Source organism: Amycolatopsis sp. NBC_00345 (assembly GCF_036116635.1).
Taxonomy (GTDB): Bacteria; Actinomycetota; Actinomycetes; order Mycobacteriales; family Pseudonocardiaceae; genus Amycolatopsis.
Map to the genome: position 1 here is coordinate 2,790,366 of NZ_CP107995.1, position 21,331 is coordinate 2,811,696.

At 71.7% G+C, this 21,331-nt stretch carries 19 protein-coding genes and 2 pseudogenes; 7 read left to right on the forward strand and 14 right to left on the reverse strand.

What is annotated here, in order from left to right; genetic code table 11:
• Nucleotides 1-6: 6 nt before the first annotated feature.
• The 3 genes and pseudogenes from OG943_RS12465 to OG943_RS12475 all read right to left on the reverse strand — a co-directional run bounded on the left by OG943_RS12465 (nucleotide 7) and on the right by OG943_RS12475 (nucleotide 3,059).
• Complete coding sequence (locus tag OG943_RS12465) at nucleotides 7-825, reverse strand: alpha/beta fold hydrolase (protein WP_328612053.1); 819 nt, start codon at nucleotides 823-825, stop codon at nucleotides 7-9.
• 108 nt (nucleotides 826-933) lie between these two features.
• A pseudogene (locus OG943_RS12470) lies at nucleotides 934-2,172 on the reverse strand (RNA polymerase sigma factor); the annotation flags it as partial.
• A gap of 116 nt (nucleotides 2,173-2,288) precedes the next feature.
• Nucleotides 2,289-3,059: a TetR/AcrR family transcriptional regulator gene (locus tag OG943_RS12475; protein WP_328612054.1), complete on the reverse strand. Its 771-nt coding sequence runs from the start codon at nucleotides 3,057-3,059 to the stop codon at nucleotides 2,289-2,291.
• Nucleotides 3,060-3,224: 165 nt separating this feature from the next.
• Between OG943_RS12475 and OG943_RS12480 the strand changes: the two genes are divergently transcribed.
• Both OG943_RS12480 and OG943_RS12485 read left to right on the forward strand, forming a co-directional pair.
• Nucleotides 3,225-5,651: a DEAD/DEAH box helicase gene (locus OG943_RS12480; RefSeq protein ID WP_442874783.1), complete on the forward strand. Its 2,427-nt coding sequence runs from the start codon at nucleotides 3,225-3,227 to the stop codon at nucleotides 5,649-5,651.
• The gene (locus tag OG943_RS12485; RefSeq protein ID WP_328609901.1) at nucleotides 5,648-6,295 is read left to right on the forward strand and encodes an SWIM zinc finger family protein; all 648 of its coding nucleotides are present in this window, start codon (nucleotides 5,648-5,650) and stop codon (nucleotides 6,293-6,295) included. The genes OG943_RS12480 and OG943_RS12485 overlap by 4 nt, the downstream gene beginning before the upstream one ends.
• Before the next feature lie 117 nt (nucleotides 6,296-6,412).
• Here OG943_RS12485 and OG943_RS12490 read toward each other — a convergent pair whose 3' ends face one another.
• The 5 genes and pseudogenes from OG943_RS12490 to OG943_RS12510 all read right to left on the reverse strand — a co-directional run bounded on the left by OG943_RS12490 (nucleotide 6,413) and on the right by OG943_RS12510 (nucleotide 10,662).
• On the reverse strand, nucleotides 6,413-7,198 hold the full coding sequence (locus OG943_RS12490) for an SDR family NAD(P)-dependent oxidoreductase (RefSeq protein WP_328609902.1): 786 nt from the start codon (nucleotides 7,196-7,198) through the stop codon (nucleotides 6,413-6,415).
• A 37-nt stretch (nucleotides 7,199-7,235) separates the two neighbouring features.
• Nucleotides 7,236-7,810, reverse strand: a pseudogene (locus tag OG943_RS12495) (DUF4865 family protein).
• A 210-nt stretch (nucleotides 7,811-8,020) separates the two neighbouring features.
• Nucleotides 8,021-9,211 (reverse strand): FAD-dependent monooxygenase, encoded by a 1,191-nt coding sequence (locus OG943_RS12500; RefSeq protein ID WP_328609904.1) that lies wholly within the window; start codon nucleotides 9,209-9,211, stop codon nucleotides 8,021-8,023.
• 150 nt (nucleotides 9,212-9,361) lie between these two features.
• Entirely contained in the window at nucleotides 9,362-10,237 is an 876-nt protein-coding gene (locus OG943_RS12505; RefSeq protein WP_328612056.1) for a TIGR03620 family F420-dependent LLM class oxidoreductase, read from the reverse strand.
• 92 nt (nucleotides 10,238-10,329) lie between these two features.
• On the reverse strand, nucleotides 10,330-10,662 hold the full coding sequence (locus tag OG943_RS12510) for an ArsR/SmtB family transcription factor (RefSeq protein ID WP_328609905.1): 333 nt from the start codon (nucleotides 10,660-10,662) through the stop codon (nucleotides 10,330-10,332).
• 160 nt (nucleotides 10,663-10,822) lie between these two features.
• Between OG943_RS12510 and OG943_RS12515 the strand changes: the two genes are divergently transcribed.
• Together OG943_RS12515 and OG943_RS12520 are read left to right on the forward strand one after the other, a co-directional pair.
• On the forward strand, nucleotides 10,823-11,410 hold the full coding sequence (locus OG943_RS12515; protein ID WP_328609906.1) for a PadR family transcriptional regulator: 588 nt from the start codon (nucleotides 10,823-10,825) through the stop codon (nucleotides 11,408-11,410).
• A complete protein-coding gene (locus OG943_RS12520) occupies nucleotides 11,407-12,456 on the forward strand; it encodes a hypothetical protein (protein WP_328609907.1) in 1,050 nt (349 codons plus the stop codon). The genes OG943_RS12515 and OG943_RS12520 overlap by 4 nt, the downstream gene beginning before the upstream one ends.
• On the opposite strand, the gene OG943_RS12525 is transcribed toward OG943_RS12520, so the two are convergent.
• Genes OG943_RS12525 through OG943_RS12540 form a run of 4 tightly spaced genes read right to left on the reverse strand, consistent with a single transcriptional unit; the run spans nucleotide 12,371 to nucleotide 15,904 of the window.
• Complete coding sequence (locus OG943_RS12525; RefSeq protein ID WP_328609908.1) at nucleotides 12,371-13,030, reverse strand: class I SAM-dependent DNA methyltransferase; 660 nt, start codon at nucleotides 13,028-13,030, stop codon at nucleotides 12,371-12,373. The genes OG943_RS12520 and OG943_RS12525 overlap by 86 nt on opposite strands.
• A gap of 51 nt (nucleotides 13,031-13,081) precedes the next feature.
• Nucleotides 13,082-14,698 carry an acyl-CoA dehydrogenase family protein gene (locus tag OG943_RS12530; RefSeq protein WP_328609909.1) on the reverse strand — a complete coding sequence of 539 codons (1,617 nt, stop codon included), beginning with the start codon at nucleotides 14,696-14,698 and terminating at the stop codon, nucleotides 13,082-13,084.
• The gene (locus tag OG943_RS12535; protein ID WP_328609910.1) at nucleotides 14,682-15,287 is read right to left on the reverse strand and encodes a TetR/AcrR family transcriptional regulator; all 606 of its coding nucleotides are present in this window, start codon (nucleotides 15,285-15,287) and stop codon (nucleotides 14,682-14,684) included. Before OG943_RS12535 ends, OG943_RS12530 begins: the two co-directional genes overlap by 17 nt.
• A 29-nt stretch (nucleotides 15,288-15,316) precedes the next feature.
• A complete protein-coding gene (locus OG943_RS12540; RefSeq protein ID WP_328609911.1) occupies nucleotides 15,317-15,904 on the reverse strand; it encodes an ATP-binding protein in 588 nt (195 codons plus the stop codon).
• 635 nt (nucleotides 15,905-16,539) lie between these two features.
• Between OG943_RS12540 and OG943_RS12545 the strand changes: the two genes are divergently transcribed.
• The gene (locus OG943_RS12545) at nucleotides 16,540-17,511 is read left to right on the forward strand and encodes a tyrosine-type recombinase/integrase (protein WP_328609912.1); all 972 of its coding nucleotides are present in this window, start codon (nucleotides 16,540-16,542) and stop codon (nucleotides 17,509-17,511) included.
• Nucleotides 17,512-17,605: 94 nt separating this feature from the next.
• On the opposite strand, the gene OG943_RS12550 is transcribed toward OG943_RS12545, so the two are convergent.
• A complete protein-coding gene (locus OG943_RS12550; protein WP_442874709.1) occupies nucleotides 17,606-17,989 on the reverse strand; it encodes a hypothetical protein in 384 nt (127 codons plus the stop codon).
• A 66-nt stretch (nucleotides 17,990-18,055) separates the two neighbouring features.
• Here OG943_RS12550 and OG943_RS12555 point away from each other — a divergent pair, with 66 nt between their 5' ends.
• Nucleotides 18,056-18,841: a glycerophosphodiester phosphodiesterase gene (locus OG943_RS12555; RefSeq protein WP_328609913.1), complete on the forward strand. Its 786-nt coding sequence runs from the start codon at nucleotides 18,056-18,058 to the stop codon at nucleotides 18,839-18,841.
• A 133-nt stretch (nucleotides 18,842-18,974) separates the two neighbouring features.
• Here OG943_RS12555 and OG943_RS12560 read toward each other — a convergent pair whose 3' ends face one another.
• Entirely contained in the window at nucleotides 18,975-19,676 is a 702-nt protein-coding gene (locus OG943_RS12560) for a transglycosylase family protein (protein ID WP_328609914.1), read from the reverse strand.
• A 245-nt stretch (nucleotides 19,677-19,921) separates the two neighbouring features.
• Between OG943_RS12560 and OG943_RS12565 the strand changes: the two genes are divergently transcribed.
• A complete protein-coding gene (locus OG943_RS12565) occupies nucleotides 19,922-21,322 on the forward strand; it encodes an MFS transporter (RefSeq protein ID WP_328609915.1) in 1,401 nt (466 codons plus the stop codon).
• Nucleotides 21,323-21,331: the final 9 nt, after the last annotated feature.

The window sequence follows — 21,331 nt, forward strand, 5'->3', positions numbered from 1 at the left end:
GTTCTCCTAGTGCTGGTCGAGGACGGCGATGAGCTTCTCCGCGAACGGACCCGGCTCGCCGGCGAAGCCGCCGTGGTCGCCGGGGAACGGGACGGCCTTCTGCCCGAGCTCGCGGGCAAGCTCGACGCCGGCGACGTGGGCAGGGGTGCCTTCGGCGGCGGCACCGACTCCGATCACCAGACGGGTGGCGGAGGCGCGCAGGGCGTCGAGGTCGGGCTCCCAGCGGCCGATCGCCTCCATCAGGTGGCCGAAGAAGAAGCCGAGGTTGGCCTGCATCCGTTTGCCCTGCTCGATTTCCGCGGGGGTGGGGTCGGCAGGCGGGGGCGGGACCTCGAAGCCGGTGCCGGCCATGAACGCGGCGAACGCGGCTTCGGTGCCGTGCTCGCGGTAGATCGCGGGGATATCCGGGCCGTCGGTGAGCATCTCGCCGAGGTAGCGGCTGACCGGAGGCTCGTGGGCGACCAGGGTGCGGACCTCACCGGGGTAACGCTTGAGGTGCTCGAGCATCGTGATGGCGCCGCCGCTGTTGGCGAACACGTACGCGGGTTCGCCGCCGATCTCGGTGAGCAGGCGGTGCACGTCGTCGGCGTGGTCGCCCACCAGATCGGGTCCCGGCTCGCCGGTGACGGTGCTGCGGGAGATGCCGCGCGGGTCGAACGTGACCACGGTGTAGCGGCCGGTCAGCAGGGGGCGCAGGCCGGTGAACGCGGTGGCGTCGGCCGGGCCGCCGGGTACCAGGAGCAAGACCGGGCCGCCGCCGGTATCCGGCCCTTCGATGTCGTAGTGAAGTTCGGTGCCGGGCACACGCAGTGTCTTGCTGATCATGGGTTGTCCTTCCGTCGTGCGGGTCGGTTCGTCCAGCCGACGAACGGAGCGGGCCGGAACCGACACCTCGGCCCTGTGGCTTTCCGAGCCGGGGATTTCCGGGCCGCGGATTTCCGAGATCCTGCGACTGAGGTAGCCGCGTTCGGTTTCGGTGCCGGCCAGTGCCAGCGCTTCGGTGTACGCGGCGCGCGCCTCGGCGGTGCGGCCGAGGCGGCGCAGGAAGTCGGCGCGGGTGGCGGGCAGCAGGTGGTAGCCGGCCAGGTCGCCGCGGGCGGTCAGCTCGTCGGCGAGCTCGAGCCCGGCCGCGGGGCCCATGGCCATGCCGACGGCGACGGCGCGGTTGAGTTCGACCACCGGCGTCGGCAGGTGTTTCAGCAGTTCGCCGTAGAGCCCGGCGATCTGCGGCCAGTCGGTGCCCTCGGGGGCGTGGCAGGCGGCGATGGCGGCCTGGATCTGGTAGCGCCCGGGTTCACTGCGGCGCAGGGCGGCTTCGAGCCGGGTGGTGCCTTCGGTGATCGCCGCGGTGTCCCAGCGGGCGCGGTCCTGTTCGTCGAGCGGGACCAGGTCGCCGCCGGGGGTGACGCGGGTGTCGCGGCGGGCGTGTTGCAGCAACATCAGCGCCAGCAGCCCGGCGGCTTCGGGCTCGTCCGGCATGAGGGTGGCGAGCACCCGGGCGAGGCGGATGGCCTCGGCGGCGAGGTCGGGGCGCTGCAGGTCCGGGCCGGCGCTGGCCGAGTAGCCCTCGTTGAACAGCAGGTAGAGCACGCCGAGGACGGCGGCCAACCGCTCGGGCAGCAGATGCGCGGGCGGGACGCGGTAGGGGATGCCCGCGGAGCGGATCTTGCGTTTCACCCGGACCAGCCGCTGCGACATGGTGGACTCGGGCACGAGGAACGCGCGGGCGATCTCCGCCGTGCTGAGCCCGGCGAGGGTCCGCAGCGCGAGCGCGACCTGGGCCTCGACGGCGAGCGCGGAGTGGCAGCAGGTGAAGATCAGCCGCAGCCGGTCGTCCGGTACGCCGCTCTCGTCGGTGCTCTCGTCGGAAGGTCCCGGCTCGTCGGGGACGATCATGCGCGCGGCCTCCCGGAGCTTGCCCGCGCCCACTGTTTCGCGCCGGATCCGGTCGATGGCGCGGTTACGGGCGGTGGTGGTGAGCCACGCCCCGGGACGGGCGGGGACGCCGTCGCGCGGCCAGGTGCGCACGGCGAGGGCAAAGGTGTCCTGGACGCACTCCTCGGCGAGGTCCCAGTCGCCGGTGACCCGGATGAGCGTGGCCACGACCAGGGCCCGCTCCTCCCGGAACGCCAGTGCGACGGCGGCCTCGGCCGTGCGTCTGTCCGCTTCCACCACGGCTTCCACCACGGCTCCCCTCGGTGCCGGCTCATGCCTGCTCGACCAGCGGCACGACGGGAAACCGACACCCACAGTGAACTTAGCCCGGGGGACCGACAGTTTCCGGCTCGTCAGCTCCGGCCGACGAGCTGTTCGACGCCGTCGAGGATGCGGGCGAGGCCGAACCGGAAGTGGTGCTCGGGGTTGTCCGCAGCGCCGTGGGCCTGGCCGGCGGAGGTGCCGACGCGGCTCGCGCGCGGGTAGTTCGCGGGGGCGGCGGCGGGGATTCCGGCCAGGACCGGGGCGCTGCGCTCCCACCACTGGAGGTCGGTGAGGCCGCTGCGGCGGACCACGCGCGCAGCGTCGACCGAACCGCGCGCGGTGCCGCGGACGAACCCGGTGAGCAGGCTGACCACGGCGTCGAGTTCGAGGTCGGTGAGGCCGAGCCCGTCGAGGGCGGTCAGCTCGCGTTCGTACTTGGCGAAGGTGTTCGGCCCGAGCGGCGGGCGGCCGGTGGTGACGTGCAGCAGCCACGGGTGCCGGTGGTAGAGCCGCCAGAGGTCCTCGGCGACGGCGGTGGCCGCGTCCCTCCAGCCGGTGGCGGGCAGCTCGTCGGCCAGCTCGCCGTGGGCGCGGTCGAGCATCAGGTCGACCAGCTCGGCGTGGCTGGGCACGTAGGTGTAGAGCGACATCGGGGCGACGCCGAGGTCTTCGGCGACCCGGCGCATGGTGACCGCCTCCAGGTCGTCGGCGTCGGCCAGCCGGATCGCGGCCGTGACGACGTCGTCGACCGTGAGCTTGGGCTTCGGGCCGCGCCGCGGCGGTCCGGGCACGCCCCAGAGCAGCTCGATCGTCCGCCTCGGTTCGCCGGCGCCGGTGTACTCCGTGCTCATCCCGGACATTCTGCCCGTCACTTCCTCGTACGTCGTACAGAGTTCTGGTATCTTCATGGTACAACGTACGGAAATCATGGGGGTGGGCAGCTGAAGGCCGTGATCGTGGAGCCTGGCCAGGTCGTTTTCTGGGGCCCGGACGGTGGGGACCCCGGTGGGCCCGGTGCCGCCGGGATGGTGCGGCTGGTGCTGGCGGACGGGGTCCGTGAGGTGCCCGCGCGCCGGATGGCCGTCGAGGAGGCGGTGCCGGTACTGCTGGGGCTGCCGCCGGACGGCGACCCGTCGGCCGCCTTCTGGGCGCTGGCGGCGGAAGCCGGCACGCGGCTGCGCGAGGCCGGGTGGACGGGTCCGCTGGAGCCGGCCGAGGAGAGCTGGCTGCGCCGGCTGGCCGAGGCCATGCCGCCGCACGCCCACGCCGCCCCGGTCGCGGGTGACGACACCCGCCTGCCCGAGCCGTACCCGCTGCTGCTGCGGTTCCTCAGCGAAGTCGCGGGCCTGGCGGTCCGGGTGTCGCTGCGCGTGGAGGCAGACGACCTGGCCGGCGGCCGTTTCCGCGCGGTCGTGCAGGTGCACGGCGGGGCGGAGCCGCTGGTGGACGCCGCGCGGTTGTGGCAGTCCGGCGATCAGGAGGCGCGCCACGAGGTGGTGCTCGCGCTGCGCCGGGCCGCGGAGGTGTGGCCGCCGCTGGCGCCGTTGCTGTCGGCCGCGGTGCCGTCCGACCTGCCGCTCGGCGACGAGGAGGTGGGCGAGCTGCTGTCTGCCGGGGCGGGACGGCTGGCCGAAGCGGGCATCAGCGTGCACTGGCCCGCGGAGCTGACGAGCCTGACCGCGCGCGCCGTGGTGGCCGCCGGGGACGCGCCCGGCGACGTGCCGTCGTTCTTCGGCGGCGGCCGGGTGCTGGAGTTCGACTGGCAGCTCGCGCTCGGCGGCGCGGTGCTGAGCGCGGCGGAGCTGGACGAACTGGCTGAAGCACGGCGCCCGGTGGTCCGGCTGCGGGACCGCTGGGTGCTGCTCGATCAGGCGTCCGCCGACCGGGCCCGGCAGCGGACGCTGAAGCCGCTGACCGCCGTCGACGCGCTCGGCGCGGTGCTGGCCGGCACCACGGAGGTCGACGGCGAGCAGGTGGAGGTGGTGACCGGCGGCTGGCTGGAAACGCTGCGGGAACGGCTGTCCCAGGTCCCCGAGCCGGGGGAGCAGCCGCCAGGGCTGGCCGCGACGCTGCGCGACTACCAGCTGCGCGGCCTGCGCTGGCTGAGCACCGTGACCGCGCTCGGGCTGGGCGGCTGCCTCGCCGACGACATGGGGCTCGGCAAGACCGTCACGCTCATCGCGCTCCATCTGCACCGCGGTGGCGGCCCGACGCTGGTGGTCTGCCCGGCGTCGCTGCTGGGCACGTGGGAGGCGGAGATCCACCGGTTCGCGCCCGGTGTCGGCGTCCGCCGGTTCCACGGCGGCGAGCGGTCGCTGGACGACCTCGACGGGTTCGTCCTCACCACCTACGGCACCCTGCGCGCGGACCCTGAGCCGCTCGCGGCGGTCGAGTGGGACCTGCTCGTGGCCGACGAGGCCCAGCACGTGAAGAACCACCGGTCCGAGACAGCGAAAGCGTTGCGGCAGTTGAAGTCCTCGGCCCGGGTCGCGCTCACCGGGACCCCGGTGGAGAACACGCTGTCGGAGCTGTGGGCGATCCTCGACTGGACGACGCCGGGCCTGCTCGGCTCACACGCGGAATTCCGCGCCCGGTGGGCGAAACGCGTCGAGTCCGGTGCGGACCCGGCGGCGGCGGAACGGCTTTCCCGGCTGCTGCGGCCGTTCCTGCTGCGGCGGCGCAAGTCCGACCCGGGGATCGCGCCCGAGCTGCCCGCCAAGACGGAGACCGACCGGCCGGTGTCGCTGACCACCGAGCAGGCCGCGCTCTACGAAGCGGCGGTGCGGGAGCTGATGGCCGAGGTGGGCGCGAGCGACGGGATGGCGCGGCGCGGCCGGATCGTCAAGCTGCTCACCGCGCTCAAGCAGATCTGCAACCACCCCGCGCAGTACCTCGGCGAAGACGGCGAGGCGCCGCTGTCCGGCCGCTCGGGAAAGCTGGAACTGCTCGACGAACTGCTGGACACCATCCTCGCCGAGGACGGCGCGGTCCTGGTGTTCACCCAGTACGTGGTGATGGCACGCCTGCTGGAGCGTCACCTCGCCGCGCGCGGCATCGGCACCCAACTGCTGCACGGCGGCACGCCGGTGCGGCGGCGGGAGGAGCTGGTGCGCCGGTTCCAGGACGGGGCCGTGCCGGTGTTCCTGCTCTCGCTCAAGGCGGCCGGGACCGGGCTGACGCTCACCCGCGCCGACCACGTCGTGCACTACGACCGCTGGTGGAACCCGGCGGTCGAGGACCAGGCGACCGACCGGGCCTACCGGATCGGGCAGACCCGGCCGGTCCAGGTGCACCGGCTCGTCGCGGAGGGCACCGTCGAGGACCGGATCGCGTTGATGCTGCGGGAGAAACGGGCGCTGGCCGACGCGGTGCTCACTGGGGGCGAGGCGGCGTTCACGGAGCTGTCCGACGCCGAGCTGTCGGAGCTCGTCCAGCTGAGGAGGCACGGATGACCGAGCGGGTGCGGGGCTTCCCCGCGTTTCCGGCGCGCGCCGGACGGGGCCCGTTCGCGCGCTCCTGGTGGGGCCGCGCGTGGCTGCAGGCGATGGAGGACACGGCGCTGGACCAGCGGCAGCTGCGCCGCGGGCGGGGGTACGCGGTGGCGGGCCTGGTCGGCCCGATCGCGGTGAGCCCCGGCCGGATCGCGGCGACCGTGGACGACACCGACGGCGGCCCGTACCGCACCGCACTGCGGCTGGCCGAACTGTCCACAACGGACTGGGAGCTGCTGCTCGGCCGCGCCGCGGACCGGGCGGCCCACCTGGCCGCGCTGCTGGACCGGGACCTGCCGCCGGAACTGGCCGACGACGTCGGGCTGCTGCCCGGCATCGGCGACCTCGACCCGGAGTGCGACTGCCCCGGCTGGGAACTGCCGTGCCGGCACGCCGCGGCGCTGTCGTTCCAGGTGTCGTGGCTGCTCGACGCCGACCCGTTCGTGCTGCTGCTGATGCGCGGCCGCACCGAGCGGGAGGTGCTCGACGAGCTGGGCCGGCGCACGTCGCGCCCACCGGAGGGGGTGCTCGCCGCGGACGCCTACGCTCGCCCGCTGCCGCCGTTGCCGGATCTCGCGGAGTTCACCCCGGTGCCGCGGCGCTGATCAGGCACGGGCAGCCCGACCCTGCTCACCGATGCACCGCGACGAGGCCGACGCTGCCGATGTGTCCGAAATGGACAGTCCGCGGCTGCACCTGGACCTCGACGACGCCGCCCCCGCTCAGGTGTGGGTGCCGCCGTCGATGCGGATTTCGGTGCCGGTGATGAACTCGCCGTCGTCCGACACCAGCATCGCGACGACGCCCGCGACCGCCTCCGGCCTGGCCATCGGTGCGCCGATCTCGGCGGTGACGTCGGTGGGCAGGATCGGCAGCAGGCGGCCGAACAGCGTCCAGTCGACGTCCTGGGGCATCCAGGTGGCGGCGCTGTCGGTGATGCCGCTCTTGACGCTGCCCGGCGCGACGCTGACCACGCGCACGCCCTGCTTGGCGTACTCCAGCGCCAGTGAGTGCGTGAGCGCCTGGATGCCGCCCTTGCTGGCGGAGTAGGCGGCCATGTAGGGGTGGGCGAAGGTGGCCGAGGTGGAGCTGAAGTTCACCACCACGCTCTTGCCGGTGGCGATCAGCGCGGGCAGCGCCTCCCTCGTGACGAGGAACGTGCCGGTCAGGTTGACGGCGAGGATCCGGTTCCAGAACTCCAGCGACGTCTCGTGGGTGTGCGCGGCCCGCAGGATGCCGGCGGCGTTGACGAGCACGTCGAGCCCGCCGAGGCGCGCGATCGCCTCGGCGGTGCCGGCGACGACGGACTGCTCGTCGCCGACGTCCATCGGCAAGGTCGTCAGGTCCGTCTCGGCGTCGGCGAGCTCGGCGGTGCCCGCGAGGCCGTCGGCATTGATGTCGGTGGCGACGACGCGCGCGCCCTCCGACAGCAGCCGCAGCGTCGTGGCCCGGCCGATGCCCGAACCCGCGCCGGTGACCAGGATCCGGCGATCGCGCAAGCGTGTCATCGTCCTCCTTCAGCCGTTCTGATCACCGTAGGAGACTTCACCACTGCTGACCATGCCCCAACGCGGCCAGTTCCGGCGCCGACACGTGCCCGACGCGGTAGCGCACCGGGTCCTCGGCCGGCGCGGTGTCCTGCCACAGCGTGTACCGCACCAGCTCCCACGTCCGCGGGTCGATGACCAGGGCCGCGGAGTGCACGCCGTCGCGCCGCGCGTGGTCCCGCAGCGCCTCAAGCTGCGGCCGGACGACGTCGGCGGGCCGCGTCTCGTGGGGGATCAGGTCCGTGCGCTTCCCGGCCGCGCGCGGCGCTTTGCCGAAGGCGGGCCCGGGCTCGAACGCCAGCACAGTCCAGTGCTGCACCGGCGGACGGCCGAAGTCGTCGATGATGCCGCGGAACCCGCCGTCCCACAGGAAGGAGTGCATGCCCGCCGGGTCGTGCCAGAGGTAGAAGGGGGAGTACTGGTTCAGCTCCGACCCGTCGACGCCGCGCTCACGCACCCCGTACGCCTTGAGCCCGAGGCCCGGCAGATCGTCCAGCAGCGGCCCCGGGTCCGCACCCGGCGGTGGATCACCTCCATGTCGTAGTCCGCGGGCAGGGTGATCTCGTAGTGCATGGCGTGCACGGCGGCCCTCCGTTCGTCGCGTACATACTAGTAGGTACAGAGAGCGTCGACCCTGCCGCAGCCGGAACGCGCCCGCGGACCTTGACGAAGGTCCGCGGGCGCTGGTGACCCTGCTGGAGGAATCCGGCCGGGACGCGGTTGTGCTGGGCCCGGTTGAGTGAGATCGCGCCGATCGGCTCGCTCCGCGGTGGCCGGCGCGGGCTACCGGGGCTTTAACGGGTAGTCGGGCAAGGTCAGCGCGTCCGCCGGCGGGGTGGACCAGGCGGCGGCCTGGCCCTCCTGCGGGAGGGTCTGTCCCCGAAGTTCGGCCCACAGCTGCGCCCGCTGTTCCTTGGTGTCGGGGTAGAGCCGGCCCGGACGCCCTGGCGCGAGTTGCTGCGCCCGCTCGGCGAACGGGCGCATGACTTCCTCGTAGCGGGCGAACGCGGCGCGCGGATCGGCGTGGCCGAGGAGCTCGCCTGCCAGCACATAGGCTCCGGTGAGGGCCAGGGTCGTGCCCAGGCCACTGATCGGCGACGCGCAGTAGGCGGCGTCTCCGAGCAGCGCGACCCGGCCGCTGCTCCAGCGCGGGAGTCGTGCTTGGCCCAGCGCTTCGAAGTACAGGGGCGCGTCCTCGAGGGCGGCGAGAATTCGGGGCGTCTCCCAGCCCACGTCGGCGAAGGTCTCGCGCAGGACAACAGCGAGGTCGGCGCGGTCGAGCCGGTCGAGCCCGCGCACCGGGCTGTACATGCTCAGCGAGGCCCGTGTGGTGCCCACATTGTCCGGCCGCAGCCACGCCGCCCGTCCGCGATCGGAGATCAGCCATCGCCATCGGGTGTCGTCGGTATCGATGCGCGGAATCGTCAGGTAGGCCAGATAGAGGCCGAGCTCGTGCACCGGGGCGTCCTCCAGGATGAGCGACCGGGTGCGGGAACGCAGTCCCTCGGCGATGACCACCGCGTCGAACCGGCGCGCCGGGCCGCTGTGGAACTCGACGTCCACGCCGTGCCCGTCGTCGTGCAGCGTGGCGATCTGGTCCCCGAACACATAGCCGGCGCCGGGGGAGGAGATGTCGTAGAGGATGCGCCCCAGCTGCCCGCGCAGAATCTCCACCTCGGCGGTGCCACCCGAGCTGTCGTCGGTACCGGCGGCGTACGACACGACCAGCTGACCCTGCTCATCGACGAAATCCATCCCGGTTTCCCGCGTGTGGGCGGCGAGGACGGCCTGCTCGAGCCCCATCCGGCGCAGCACTTCGCGCCCGACGCCGCGGACATCGATGTTCTGGCCCTCGTCGCGGAGCTGGTCGAAGCGCTCCACGACGGTGACCTCCCACCCGGCCCGGGTGAGCCAGAAGGCGAGGGCCGGGCCCGCGATGCTGGCGCCGGAAATGAGGATGCTCGGACTGCTCATGGCGAGGACGGCCTTTCTGTCGCGATCACACTCAGGAAGACAGGCTCGACCAGTCTTCAAGAGGATCCGATGATCGTCCATGCCGCCTTTTGCCACGGGTCTTTCCGCGTAGCCGCTTCGTGGACGACGCCGACCTCAACCTGCTCGGGTTCAGACGACGGCCACCTGCAGCAGCAGGGCCTCGGCGAGCCGGCGCCAGTGCGGCATCGCGGACTGGCCGGGCTCGATGCCGATCACCTGGATGCCGACGTGGTCGGCGCCGGCGTCGAGGTGCTCGTTCAGCTTGCGGGTGATCGTGTCGAGGTCGCCCCAGAAGACGAGGTCGTCGACGAGCCGGTCGCTGCCGCGGCCGCCGTCGAGGTCGGCCTCGGTGTAGCCCAGGCGCAGGAACTTGGCGACGTTGTACCGCTGGGTGAGGTACACGTGCAGGTGCTCCCGCGCGATCGCGCGCGCCCGGTCCGGGTCGGTTTCGAACAGCACGGCGTGCTCGACGCCGAGGAAAGCCTTGCCGCCCAGCACTTCCCGGGCCTGGGCGGTATGCCCGACCGTCACGTGGTACGTGTGCGCGCCGTCGGCCCGGTCTGCGGCCAGCCGCAGCATCTTCGGCCCGTACGCCGCGAGCAGCCGCCGCATCGGGGTCTCCGGACGTGGGTTGGCGCTGGTCGTGGCGTCCAGCTCGTCGAGGTACCCGGCCATCGCCTCCAGCGGTTTGACCCCGGGGCGCGCGCCGCCGAAGCCGAGGCCGAGCAGGTGCCGGCCGGGGTAGGCGTCAGCGAGCAGCACGGCGGCGCCCTGGGCCCAGCGCGGCTCGCGGGACCAGATCTTCGCGATGCCGTTGACGATCCTGATCCGCTCGGTGGCGGACAGCAGGAACCCGGCGTGGGTCATCGCCTCGCGCCCGTCGCGCTCCGGGATCCAGAACGCCGGCCAGCCGAGGCCCTCCAGCTCCTGGATCGAGTCCCGCATCCGGCTCGCCGGCTGGTCCTCGAAGTCGAACGTCCAGATCCCGAAGCGCCCCAGGTCCATTCCGTCGATCGCGCCCATGTGTCCTCCAGCCGGATGGGTGACTCGAACGTATCGAAGTATCGCAGAACTTCGATATGAGTCAACCGCCCAGGTCAGAGCGAACGGCCGAGCGCGCCGACGATCCAGGAGATCCGCTCCTCGTCGCGCCGGTAGTGCGTCCACTTCCCGACGCGGGTGGAGCGGACCAGGCCGGCCCGCTGCAGCACCGCCATGTAGGCGGAGACCGTGGACTGCGCGAGCCCGGTCTTGGCCTGGATGTGGCTGACGCACACGCCGACCTCGTACGGGTCCGCGATCCGGTCCTCGGCGGGGAAGTGGCGCTCGGGCTCGCGCAGCCACTGGAGCAGCTGGAGGCGCACGGGATTGGCGAGCGCCTTGAACACGTCAAGCAGCTCGTCCGGCGAGGGTTCGGCTGAGGTCGTCATAGCTGATCACGGCCGAGTATAGGACCGTCCCGACGATTCGCGGAATGTCGATGCCGCGCCGGCGAGGGGGGTCCGGTCCATCGGGGAACACCCGGGCCAAGTCTTACCCGTCCTGACCAGGGCGTTCGCAATAGTCGATTTCGACTGGTAGATTTCGACCATGCCTCGTCGGACCCTGGACAACCCCTTGGTGCTCGCCGTGCTCGGACTCCTGCTGGAGGCGCCGAAGCACCCGTATCAGATGCACGCCGAACTGCGGGCCCGCAGTGAGGACCAGGCGGCCGTGGTCAACCGCGGCTCGCTCTACGACGTCGTGGAGAAGCTCGCCGACGCCGGCTGGATCGCCCCGCAGGAGCGCGAACGCAGCGGGAACCGGCCCGAACGCACCGTCTACGCGCTCACCCCGGCCGGCCACGAAGAACTCGTCACCCGCCTCGACCACCAGATCCGCACCCCGAAACGGGAACTCCCGCAGTTCCTCGGCGCGATCGGCTACCTCGGCGCCCTCGGGCCCACCGGCGCCGCCGACGCGCTGACCGAACGCGCCGGCCACCTCCGCGACCGCATCACCACCGACGAACACCGGCTGGGGGAGGCCCGCGAATCCGGCGTCCCGCGCCTGTTCGTGATCGAAGCCGAGTACGCGCTCTCACAAGTCCGCGCCGAACTCGACTGGGTCACCGCCATCACCGGCGAAATCCGCCAGGGCACCCTGCCCTGGCCCACCACCACTGGGGGACAACGATGAACCGCCTGCTCTTCGGCGTCTATCCGGGCGGTGCCACCGGCGACGACACCGGCGGCCTCGCCACCGGACCCGGCGACCGCCCGGACGAGATCACCGCCGCACTCGACCGTCTGCAGGGCGACCCGGCCCGCCCGTTCCTGGTCCGCGCCTACCTCGGCTTCGACGACGGCACCCACCTCGGCGGACCCCACCCGACCGCCACCCCGGCCGACGCCGCGCGGTACACCACCGGCACCCGGCGGCTCGACCTCGTGGCGCAGTACCAATCCCGCTCGGGCGACGTGGCCGGCTACGCCACCTTCGTCCGCGAGCTCGTCGCCCAGTACGGCGCCGTCACCGAAACCCTCCAGATCACCGAAGAACCCAACGTCGCGGGCAACGCCACCCTCGACGGCGACTACCCCCACGTGGCCGAAGCACTCGTCGCCGGGGTGTCCGCCGCCAAGGACGAGGCCCGCCGGCTCGGCCACGACCACCTGAAGACCGGCTTCAACTTCACCCCGCTCTTCGGCCCCGCCACCGGATTCGTCCGCGCACTCACCGATCTCGGCGGCCCGCGGTTCGTCAACGACCTCGACTACGCCGGCCTCGACTTCTTCCCCGACGTCTTCCGCCCCGTCAGCCAGGACGACCTCGCCGACGCCGTCGCCGGGCTGCTGGGCCACCACCGCACCGCCGTCCTCGAACCGGCCGGGCTCGGCCACCTGCCCCTGCACGTCACCGAACACGGCTGGCCCACCGGCCCCGACCGGACACCCCAGCGACAGGCCGAAGTCGTCGACACCGTCGTCCGCGCCATCGCCGCCCACGCCGAGCAACTCCGGCTCAGCGGCTACACCCACTTCGCCCTCCGCGACGCCGACAGCGCGAAACCCGGCCTGTTCCACCAGTTCGGCCTCACCACCGACGACTACCGGCCCAAGCCCGCGTTCGACGTCTACCGCAGCTTGATCCAGGAGCTCAGCCCTTGCGTGCCATCAAATACGCCTGCGGCGTCTTCTCGTGCGGCGGCTCCGGCTCCCGGACCAGGCGGGACTCGACCGTGAACCCGGCGTCCACCAGCAGCTGCCCGACCAGCTCCGGCCGCAGGCGGTACGCGTCGAGGGAAAGCCCGTCGTGGCCATACCCCTGCTCGATGTGCCGCACCTCGTCACCCACCTGGAAGGCCAGCAACAGCCGGCCGCCCGGCACCAGCACCCGCGCCAGCTCCGCGAACACCTCCGGCAGCCGGGCCGGCGGCGTGTGGATGATCGAGTACCACGCCAGCGCGCCCGCGAGCGACTCGTCCGCCAGCGCCAGCGCCAGCAGCGAACCCACCTCGAACTTCAGCCCCGGGTACGCCCGCCGCGCGACCTCCACCATGCCGGGGGAGAGGTCCACCCCGAACACGTCCAGCCCCAGCGACGCGAGGTACCCCGCGATCCGCCCCGGCCCGCACCCCAGGTCACCCACCGGACCGGCCGGGCCCACCAGCTCGGCGAACGCGTTCAACATCGCCCGATCCCAAACGCTCTCCGCGAGCAAGCCGTCCAGCACCTCCGCATAACTCGCGGCGACGGTGTCGTAGGCGGTCCGCGTCGCGGACACGAAACTGGGCTGGGCATCGGGGGAGCAGGTCATGACCGACGACCCTAAACCCTTGCCCCGCAACGTGTCCGCGAAACGCCGGAACTACACCCGAGCCCGGTCGACGATCGCCGACGTGTCCGTGCCGACCGGCAGCGTGCCGAACGCGATACCCCAGTCACCGGCGAACCGCGACGCGCAGAACGCGTCCGCCACCGCCTGGTCCCCGTCCCGCACCAGCAGCGAACCCTGCAGCACCAGCGCCATCGACTCCACCACCCGCCGCGCCCGGAACTCCAGACCATCCACATCGGACAGTTCCTTCTTCAGCCGGTCCACCGCGTCGTCCAGCCGCGCGTCCCCGCCCGAAGCCAGCTCGACCTCCGCGAAGTACGCCGCCACCGACTCCGGCTGCCGCCCCATCGCCCGCAGCGCGTCCAGCGCCGCCACGTTCCCCGAACCCTCCCAGATCGACATCAGCGGCGCCTCCCGGTACAGCCGCGGCATCCCCGACTCCTCGACGTACCCGTTGCCGCCAAAGCACTCCAGCGCCTCCGCCGCGTGCGCCGGCGCCCGCTTGCACACCCAGTACTTCGTCACCGCCAGCCCGAGCCGCCGGAACGCCTGCTCCTGCTCGTCACCCGTCCGGTCGCCCGCCGCCGCCAGCCGCATCGCCACCGTGGCCGCCGCGTCCGACTCCACCACCAGGTCGGCCAGCACGTTCGCCATCAACGGCTGGTCCACCAGCGTCTTCCCGAACGCCTGCCGGTGCGACGCGTGGTGCACCGCCCGCACCGCGCCCAGCCGCATCCCCGAAGCACTGCCCAGCGCGCAGTCCAGCCGCGTGTTGTTCACCATCTCGATGATCGTGCGGACCCCGCGGCCCTCCTCGCCGACCAGCCAGCCCACCGCGTCCTCGTACTCGATCTCCGACGACGCGTTCGACCGGTTGCCCAGCTTGTCCTTCAGCCGCTGCAGCCGGATCGGGTTCCGGCTGCCGTCCGGCAGCACGCGGGGGAGCAGGAAACACGACAACCCGCCCGGCGCCTGCGCCAGCGTCAGGAACACATCCGACATCGGCGCCGACGTGAACCACTTGTGGCCCACCAGCCGGTAGCTGCCGTCACCCGCCGGCCTCGCCGTCGTGGTGTTCGCACGGACGTCCGAGCCACCCTGCTTCTCGGTCATCGACATGCCCGCGATCAGCCCGCGCTTCGTGCTCGGCTCCCGCAACCCGAAGTCGTACTCCGTCGACGCCAGCAACGGCTCGTACCGCTCCGCCAGCTCCGGCGTCGCCCGCAGCGCCGGAACCGCGGCGTAAGTCATCGAGATCGGACACGTGTGCCCGGCCTCCACCTGACCCCACACGTACAGCTTCGCCGCCCGCGCCGCATGCGCCCCCACCCGGCTGTCCCGCCACGGCGCGGCCTGCAAACCGTGCGACACCGCCACACGCATCAGGTCATGCCAGTGCGGATGGAACTCGACCTCGTCGATCCGGTGCCCGTACCGGTCGTGCGTGCGCAGCACCGGCTCGTTCTCGTTGACGATCCGGCCCCACTCCTGCGCCTGCTCACCACCGGCCAGCCGGCCCAGCTCGTGCAGCTCGTCCACGGCCCAGCCGGCGTCCGCACGGCCCACCGCCGCCAGCAGCGCCGGATCGTCCGCGACGTCGTAAACCAACGGCGGCACCTGGTTGGTGACTTCATGCGTGACGGACATCCGAACCTCCCAAGGACCGCACGACAAACGTGCGCAACTCGACGACATCAGCAGTCCCGCCACTGGTCAGCGGGCCGATCAGCACCTCGGCCGCCGCACCCACCAGCGCGGCGGCGGTGATCTTCGCGTCCTGCGCGGGCAGCACCCCGGCCCGCACACCATCGGCGACGTGCCCCGCCACGACATCCCGGAACGCCCGCCGAAACTCCAGACGCTCCGCATCGATCAGCGCGTCTACCGGCTCGGCCAGCAGTGCGTACGCCAGCCGCGGCGCCTTCAACGCCCGCGCCGCGAACGTCTCGAACACCGCGACGACCCGGCCGGTGGCGTCCCCGGGCTGCTCCGACGCCGCGCGCACCGCCTCGACCTCGCGTGACACGACCTGCCGGAACACCCGAACGACCAGCTCGGCCTTGGTGGGGAAGTGGCGGTACACCGTCCCCACCGCGATCCCGGCCCGCTCCGCGACAGCGGCGACGGAACACCCCGCATACCCGTGCTCGGCCAGCTGCTCCATCGCGGCGACGACGATCGCGTCGCGCAACGCGTCCAGCCGTTCCTGCACCTTCGGGGTCCGTCGGTAGGGCATGTCAAGAAGTGAACCATCGATTCACATCTTCAGTCAACCGGCGTACTGGGCTCAACCAGCACCGTGAGGTGGGGCCCGAAATCGGCCTTGCCCAGCTCACACACCGGCAGCAGGGCGGGGTCGGGCAGGAAGTGGACGGTCGTCCCGGTCGGGCCGACAGCCGGGATTGACGCGAGGCCCGTGACGGGCGCACCCCGTTCGTACCGCTGCGTCCACGCGCCTCCGTCACGGCGATTCGTGTGCTCCAGCCACACACTCAGCGCGGCGACCACCGACATGCCGCGGCGCGGATGACCGTCGGGAAGGAGCGGCGGCGCGGGGGAGTCGAAGAACCGGAGATCCCGGGTTGCCATCACAGGTTTCCGGACGGCCCGGCCTTCCTCGTCGACCTGGGTGACGGTGCCACGACCTTCGTCGGTCACCGAGACGGAGCCGTCCGGGTGGAAGGTGACGAACGCGCGTCCCGAACCGAGGTCTTCGGCCTCTTCGGACGGATAAGCGAGCACTTCCAGCAACAGGTGCCGCGCACCGCCAGGAGCGAAGACGTCCGGGCGCCGGCGGATCGACTCGAGGTGCTCGACGTCCACCGTCCGGGACCAGTCATGGGAGCTGTTCATCGGAGGAGTCTCTCCAGAACGGCCCCAGCGTTCAACTTGACATAATGTACATTATCGGCGCTTGGATAACGTCCTGAAGGGAGCACTGGAGAGGGGCTCCAGGAAGCGATCTGAGCGGGTTTCTCCACCAAAGGCTTACGACGGTGGCGCCCACGCCGCCCTGAGTCCGGTCCCGTATCGCAGCCGCGCGCCCGCTGGCTGTCGCCCGCGTCGGCCGGCCCTGAGGCTGTGCGCCGAGAGATCTTCCGGGAAGAGATCCCCGAGTTCGGCACCTCCGACGTGCGATTACCCCGATTCATTTCGTCACCGTGACGAATTGGAGCTGAGTGGCTGGACGTACAGGCAGACCACCGGCAGAACACGTTGCGAAGTCGATCAACGTAGTTCGGCCAGACTCCAGGCACCCGGAAGGCCGTCAGCGACCGACTCGAACAGATGAACGCATGTCACCCACGGCGTCTCGATGTCACCAGAACGGCCTCAGCGAGCCGTTCGCGACGAGGTAGCCGGATCGAGAGTCCCCCGGAGTCGTGGGCCGCCCGATATCGCCGTTTCATGCATAATTGCTATTATGCATGAGTATGGATAGTCATCCGGGTGGCTGGATTGTCGGTGCCGTACGGTACAAGATCCAGATGCAGGTTTCCGAGGCGCAGCAAGCCTTCTTCGCGGCGCGGCGGCCGCGCAAGGATTCGCCGCACACCACTGCCGCTTATCGGCGCGACCTCGCCGGGATCACCACTCTCCTGCTGGCCGAGGCTGGCCGGTCCGAGGACGAGCTGGACGTCGAGCACCTGACTGCCCCGGTGCTGCGGGCGGCGTTCGGCGCGTTCGCCGACGGGCACGCGAAAAGCTCCGTGCTGCGGGCCTGGTCGACCTGGAACCAGTTCCTCACCTTCTGCGTGTCGGACGGGCTGCTGGCCGGCAACCCGATGGGCGCCGTGGCCCGGCCCAAGACTCCCCCTCTGACGCCGAAACCGTTGCGGGGTGAGGAAACCCCGGAGCGTCTGCTCGCCGCGGCGGCCGACGGTGCGCGGCGGGCGCGGGATCCGTGGCCGGAGCGGGACGTGCTGGTGCTCGCCCTCGGGCTGGTCGCCGGTCTGCGGGCGGCGGAGATGCGGGCGCTGGCACCGCGATCGGTCGTGGGCCGTGCGGGTGAGCTGCGGCTGCACGTCCACGGGAAGGGCAGCCGGGACCGGTCGATCCCGGTGCAGCCGGTGCTGGCGAAGCTGATCGAGGCGTACGTCGAGTCGTGCCGGCGGAGGTTTCCCCGGCAGCGGTTCTCGTCGTCGGAGCCGTTGCTGCGGGATCGCGCGGGTGAGCCGATCGGGCGCGGGGCGCTGGAGTACCTGGTGAAGTCGTGTTACCGCTGGGCCGGTCTGCACGACCGGGTGCCCACGGGGGCGAACCTGCACGCTCTGCGGCACACCTTCGCGACCCGGCTGGCGGAGGACGGCGCGACGGCGTCGGAGATCATGAACCTGCTGGGCCACGCGAGCCTGGCGACGAGCCAGAACTACATCGAGGCGACCGGGCGCGAGCAGCGGGCGGCCGCGGCGAGCAACCGGACCTACCGCGCGCTGGACGGGCTGGGCGCGCCGGAATGACCCGCTTGGTGAGCAAGCTGCAGTGGGGCCGTTCTGAGGACCGAGTCGCGAGCAGGCTGTCATGGGCCCGTTCCAGAGCTGGCTCCCGAGCGGGTCAGCGGAGTTGCTCGAGGTCCTTGGCCGCGTGCGCGATCTCTTCGGCGAGCTTCCGCAGTTCCCCCGCGGCGGCGCCGTCCTCGGCGGCCGTGACGATGTCCTCGGCGGCGCAGCGGAGCTGGAAGAGGCGGTCCTGCAGCGCGGCGATCTCGGTGTCGGACAGCACGACGGCGTCTTCGGGGAGGCCGCTGCGCTGCAGGGCGGTGCGGCGTTCGTACGCGCGCTGGCGGCAGGACTGCCCGCAGTAGCGGCGGCGCCGGCCGACGTTGCCGCCTTCGGGGAGGCGGCGGCCGCACCAGCCGCAGTGCTTGGGCGCGCTGGGGCGTCGCGGGACGACGAGCTCGTCTCCGGTCAGCGGGGCGTGTTCGGCCAGATCCCTCACCCGGCAGACCATAGCTGGCCATGGCTCGCTCATGCCGGGGCCATGCCGGAAGCGCACACTGGTTGGATGCGCCCACCGTTTCCGTACCTGGCCGGCCCGCTCCCCCGTGCGTTCGCCCACCGGGGCTGGCACCTCGGTGAGCTGGCCGGGATGGAGAACTCGCTGCCGGCGTTCCGGCAGGCGGTGGCCGAGGGTTACCGGTACGTGGAGACGGATGTGCACGCGACGTCGGACGGCGTGGTCGTGGTGCACCACGACGGCACGCTGGACCGGACCACGGACGGCGGTGGGGAGATCGCGTCGCAGACGTGGGCGCAGCTGAAGAACGTGAAGGTCGGCGGGCGGGAGCCGTTGTCGCGGCTGGAGGACGTGCTGGAGGAGCTGCCCGAGGCGCGGTTCAACATCGACGTGAAGGCGAACAACGCGGTGGAGCCGTTCGTGCGGGTGCTGGAGCGGACGGGGGCGCGCGGCCGGGTGGCGGCGGCGTCGTTCTCGGACGCGCGGCTGGCGCGGCTGCGGCGGCTGGCGGGGCCGGAGCTGCTGACGGCGATGGGTCCGCGGTCGGTGCTGGCGTTGTGGGCTCAGGGGTGGGTGCCGGTGCTGCCGGTCGGACGGCTGGCGAGTGGCTGGCTGGCGCAGGTGCCGGTGCGGCAGGGGCCGTTGACGGTGGTGGACCGGTCGTTCGTGAAAGCGGCGGAGCGCGCGGGGGCCGAGGTGCACACGTGGACGATCGACGATCCGGCGCAGATGCGGGAGCTGCTGGACCTGGGTGTGCACGGGATCGTGACGGATCGGCCGGACCTGCTGCGTGACGTGCTGGTTGAGCGGGGTGCGTGGCAGCAGGCCGAGTGAGCGCCGGCTGCGCTGACGGCTGACCAGCGCGCCGCGGCTGGCTCGCGCACGCCGTTAAGGACTCCTTACCGGCGTCCCACGCGGGTAAGGAGTCCTTAACGGCGGTTCTGCGCGCGGACCGGCAGCAGGCGGGTCAGCGGGGCGGTTTGCCCTGCCAGGCGGCTTTCCAGGTCTTGGGGCCGAGGCGGCCGGAGTCGTTGATGCCGTTGGCGCGCTGGAGGGCGAGGACGGCGTCGCGGGTCTTGTCGTAGTAGCAGCCGGTGCCGGTGAAGCCGTAGCCGAAGGCGTTCATGCGGAGCTGGAAGGTCTTGAGGGCGGGCGCGCAGTCGCCGTAGGCGTAGACGAGGCCGGGCCAGTCGGGCATCGCGCCGGAGGGCGGTGCCGGGGCGGGCTGGGGTTTCGGCGCGGGTGGGGCGGGGAGGCCGCCGCCGCCCATGTAGGCGGATTCGTCGTAGGAGGGGACGCGTTTGCTGCGGGCGTCGCCGTCGGCGGCGAGGCTGAGCATGCCGGCGCACTGCCAGGGCTGCCAGCCGCGCATGCGGTACAGGTAGAGCGCGCGGTAGTCCTGTTCGCGGGGGCTGGCCTGGTCGGGGCGGCCCTGTCCGCCGACGCTGCGCCAGGTGTCGAGGTTGAACTGGTAGGCGCCGAAGTAGCCGTTGCCGGTGTTGGTGTTGTAGCGGCCGCTGGCCTCGCACATGCGGAGTTTGGCCCAGGAGCTGGAACTGGGGTCCGCGGACGCGGCGCCGGTGACGGCGAGCTGCAAGCCCAGTACGGCCAGGGCGAGGATCAGGCATCTCGCCGCGAGCCGGTGAGCAGTGCGAACGCGGTTGGTCATGGGTGCACAGTAAGCAGGAGCCCCACTGTCCACAAGAGTCACACGACGAACACCAGTCTCACATGAACCATTGAAAAACCGGGTCAACGACACGCGCGAAACGCGATTCCGGCGACCATTCGGAGTAGTGCCGATGATCTTCGGCGACGAACCGGACACGGTTTCGCTCATTCGGCGGTGTCGCCGGTCGCCACCCCAGTAGTGTGCCGCCTGACCTGGAGGTTCGTGACCGACGAGGAGCCTGGATGACGCTGGCCGACACCCGTGACAGGAAGCGGGAACGGTGGGGCTGGTACTTCTACGACTGGGCGAATTCCCCGTTCTATTCATCGGTCACGACGGTGTTCGGCGCGCTCTACATGAGCACGATCGCGGCCGCGGACGCGAAGCAGAACATCACCCTTAACGGGGACAGGCCTTGTGTCGACGCCACGGGTGCGGACGACAAGCTGCAGAACTGCGACGTGTCGCTGTTCGGGCTCCATTTCCCCGCCGGTTCGATGTGGGGTTACCTGCTGTCGGCGGCGACGGTGGTGCAGGTGCTGGTGCTGCCGATCGCGGGCGCGGTGGCGGACCGGAGCCGGCACAAGCGGCGGATCCTGGGCGGGTTCGCGCTGCTGGGCGCGGTGGCGTCGGCGCTGATGTTCTTCATGGCCGGCTCGGACTGGCAGCTGGGCGCGGTGTTGTTCATCGTCGCGAACATCGGGTACGGCGGTTCGCTGGTCGTCTACTACTCGTTCCTGGTGGACATCGCGGAGCCGGACGAGCGGGACGACGTGTCGGCGAAGGGGTGGGCGTTCGGTTACCTGGGTGGCGGGGTGGCGCTGGCGTTGCAGCTGGTCTTCTACCTGAGCCGGGACTCGCTGGGGGTCAGCACGGAGACGGCGGTGCGGATCTGCTTCCTGACGTCGGGGCTGTGGTGGGCGGTGTTCACGGTGCCGACGTTGCGGGCGCTCCCCCGCGTCCACGTGCCGGTGGCGGTCGAGCGCGGGGTGTCGGTGCTGCGGGCGGGGTTCCGGGAGCTGCGGCAGACGCTGGGTGAGGCCCGGAAGTTCCCGCTGACGCTGGCGTTCCTGGGCAGTTACCTGCTGTACGCGGACGGGATCAACACGGTGGTGAGCGTGTCGGCGCAGTACGGGAAGGACGAGCTGCGGTTCTCCGACGAGGTGCTGATCGTGACGGTGCTGGTGATCCAGTTCCTCGCGTACGCGGGCGGGGTGCTGCACGGGCTGGTGGCGCGGCGGCTCGGCGCGAAGCGGACGATCCTGGGCAGCCTGGTGCTGTGGGTGGTGGTGCTGGTGGCCGCGTATTTCGTGCAGCCGGCGCAGCCGTTGCAGTTCTACGCGCTGGCGGTGGGGATCGGGCTGGTGCTGGGCGGCACGAACGCGCTGTCGCGGTCGTTGTTCAGCCAGCTGATCCCGGCCGGGAAGGACGCGCAGTACTACTCGCTCTACGTCGTCGGGGAGAAGGGCACGTCGTGGCTGGGGCCGCTGGTGTTCGCGGGTGTGGGGCAGGCGACGGGGTCGTTCCGGCTGGCGATCGTGGCGCTGGTGGTGTTCTTCGTGCTCGGGCTGGTCTTCGTGGCGCTGGTGCCGGTGCGGCGCGCGATCGTCGCCGCGGGGAACCGTCCGCCGGAGGTGCTGTGAGCCCCGATA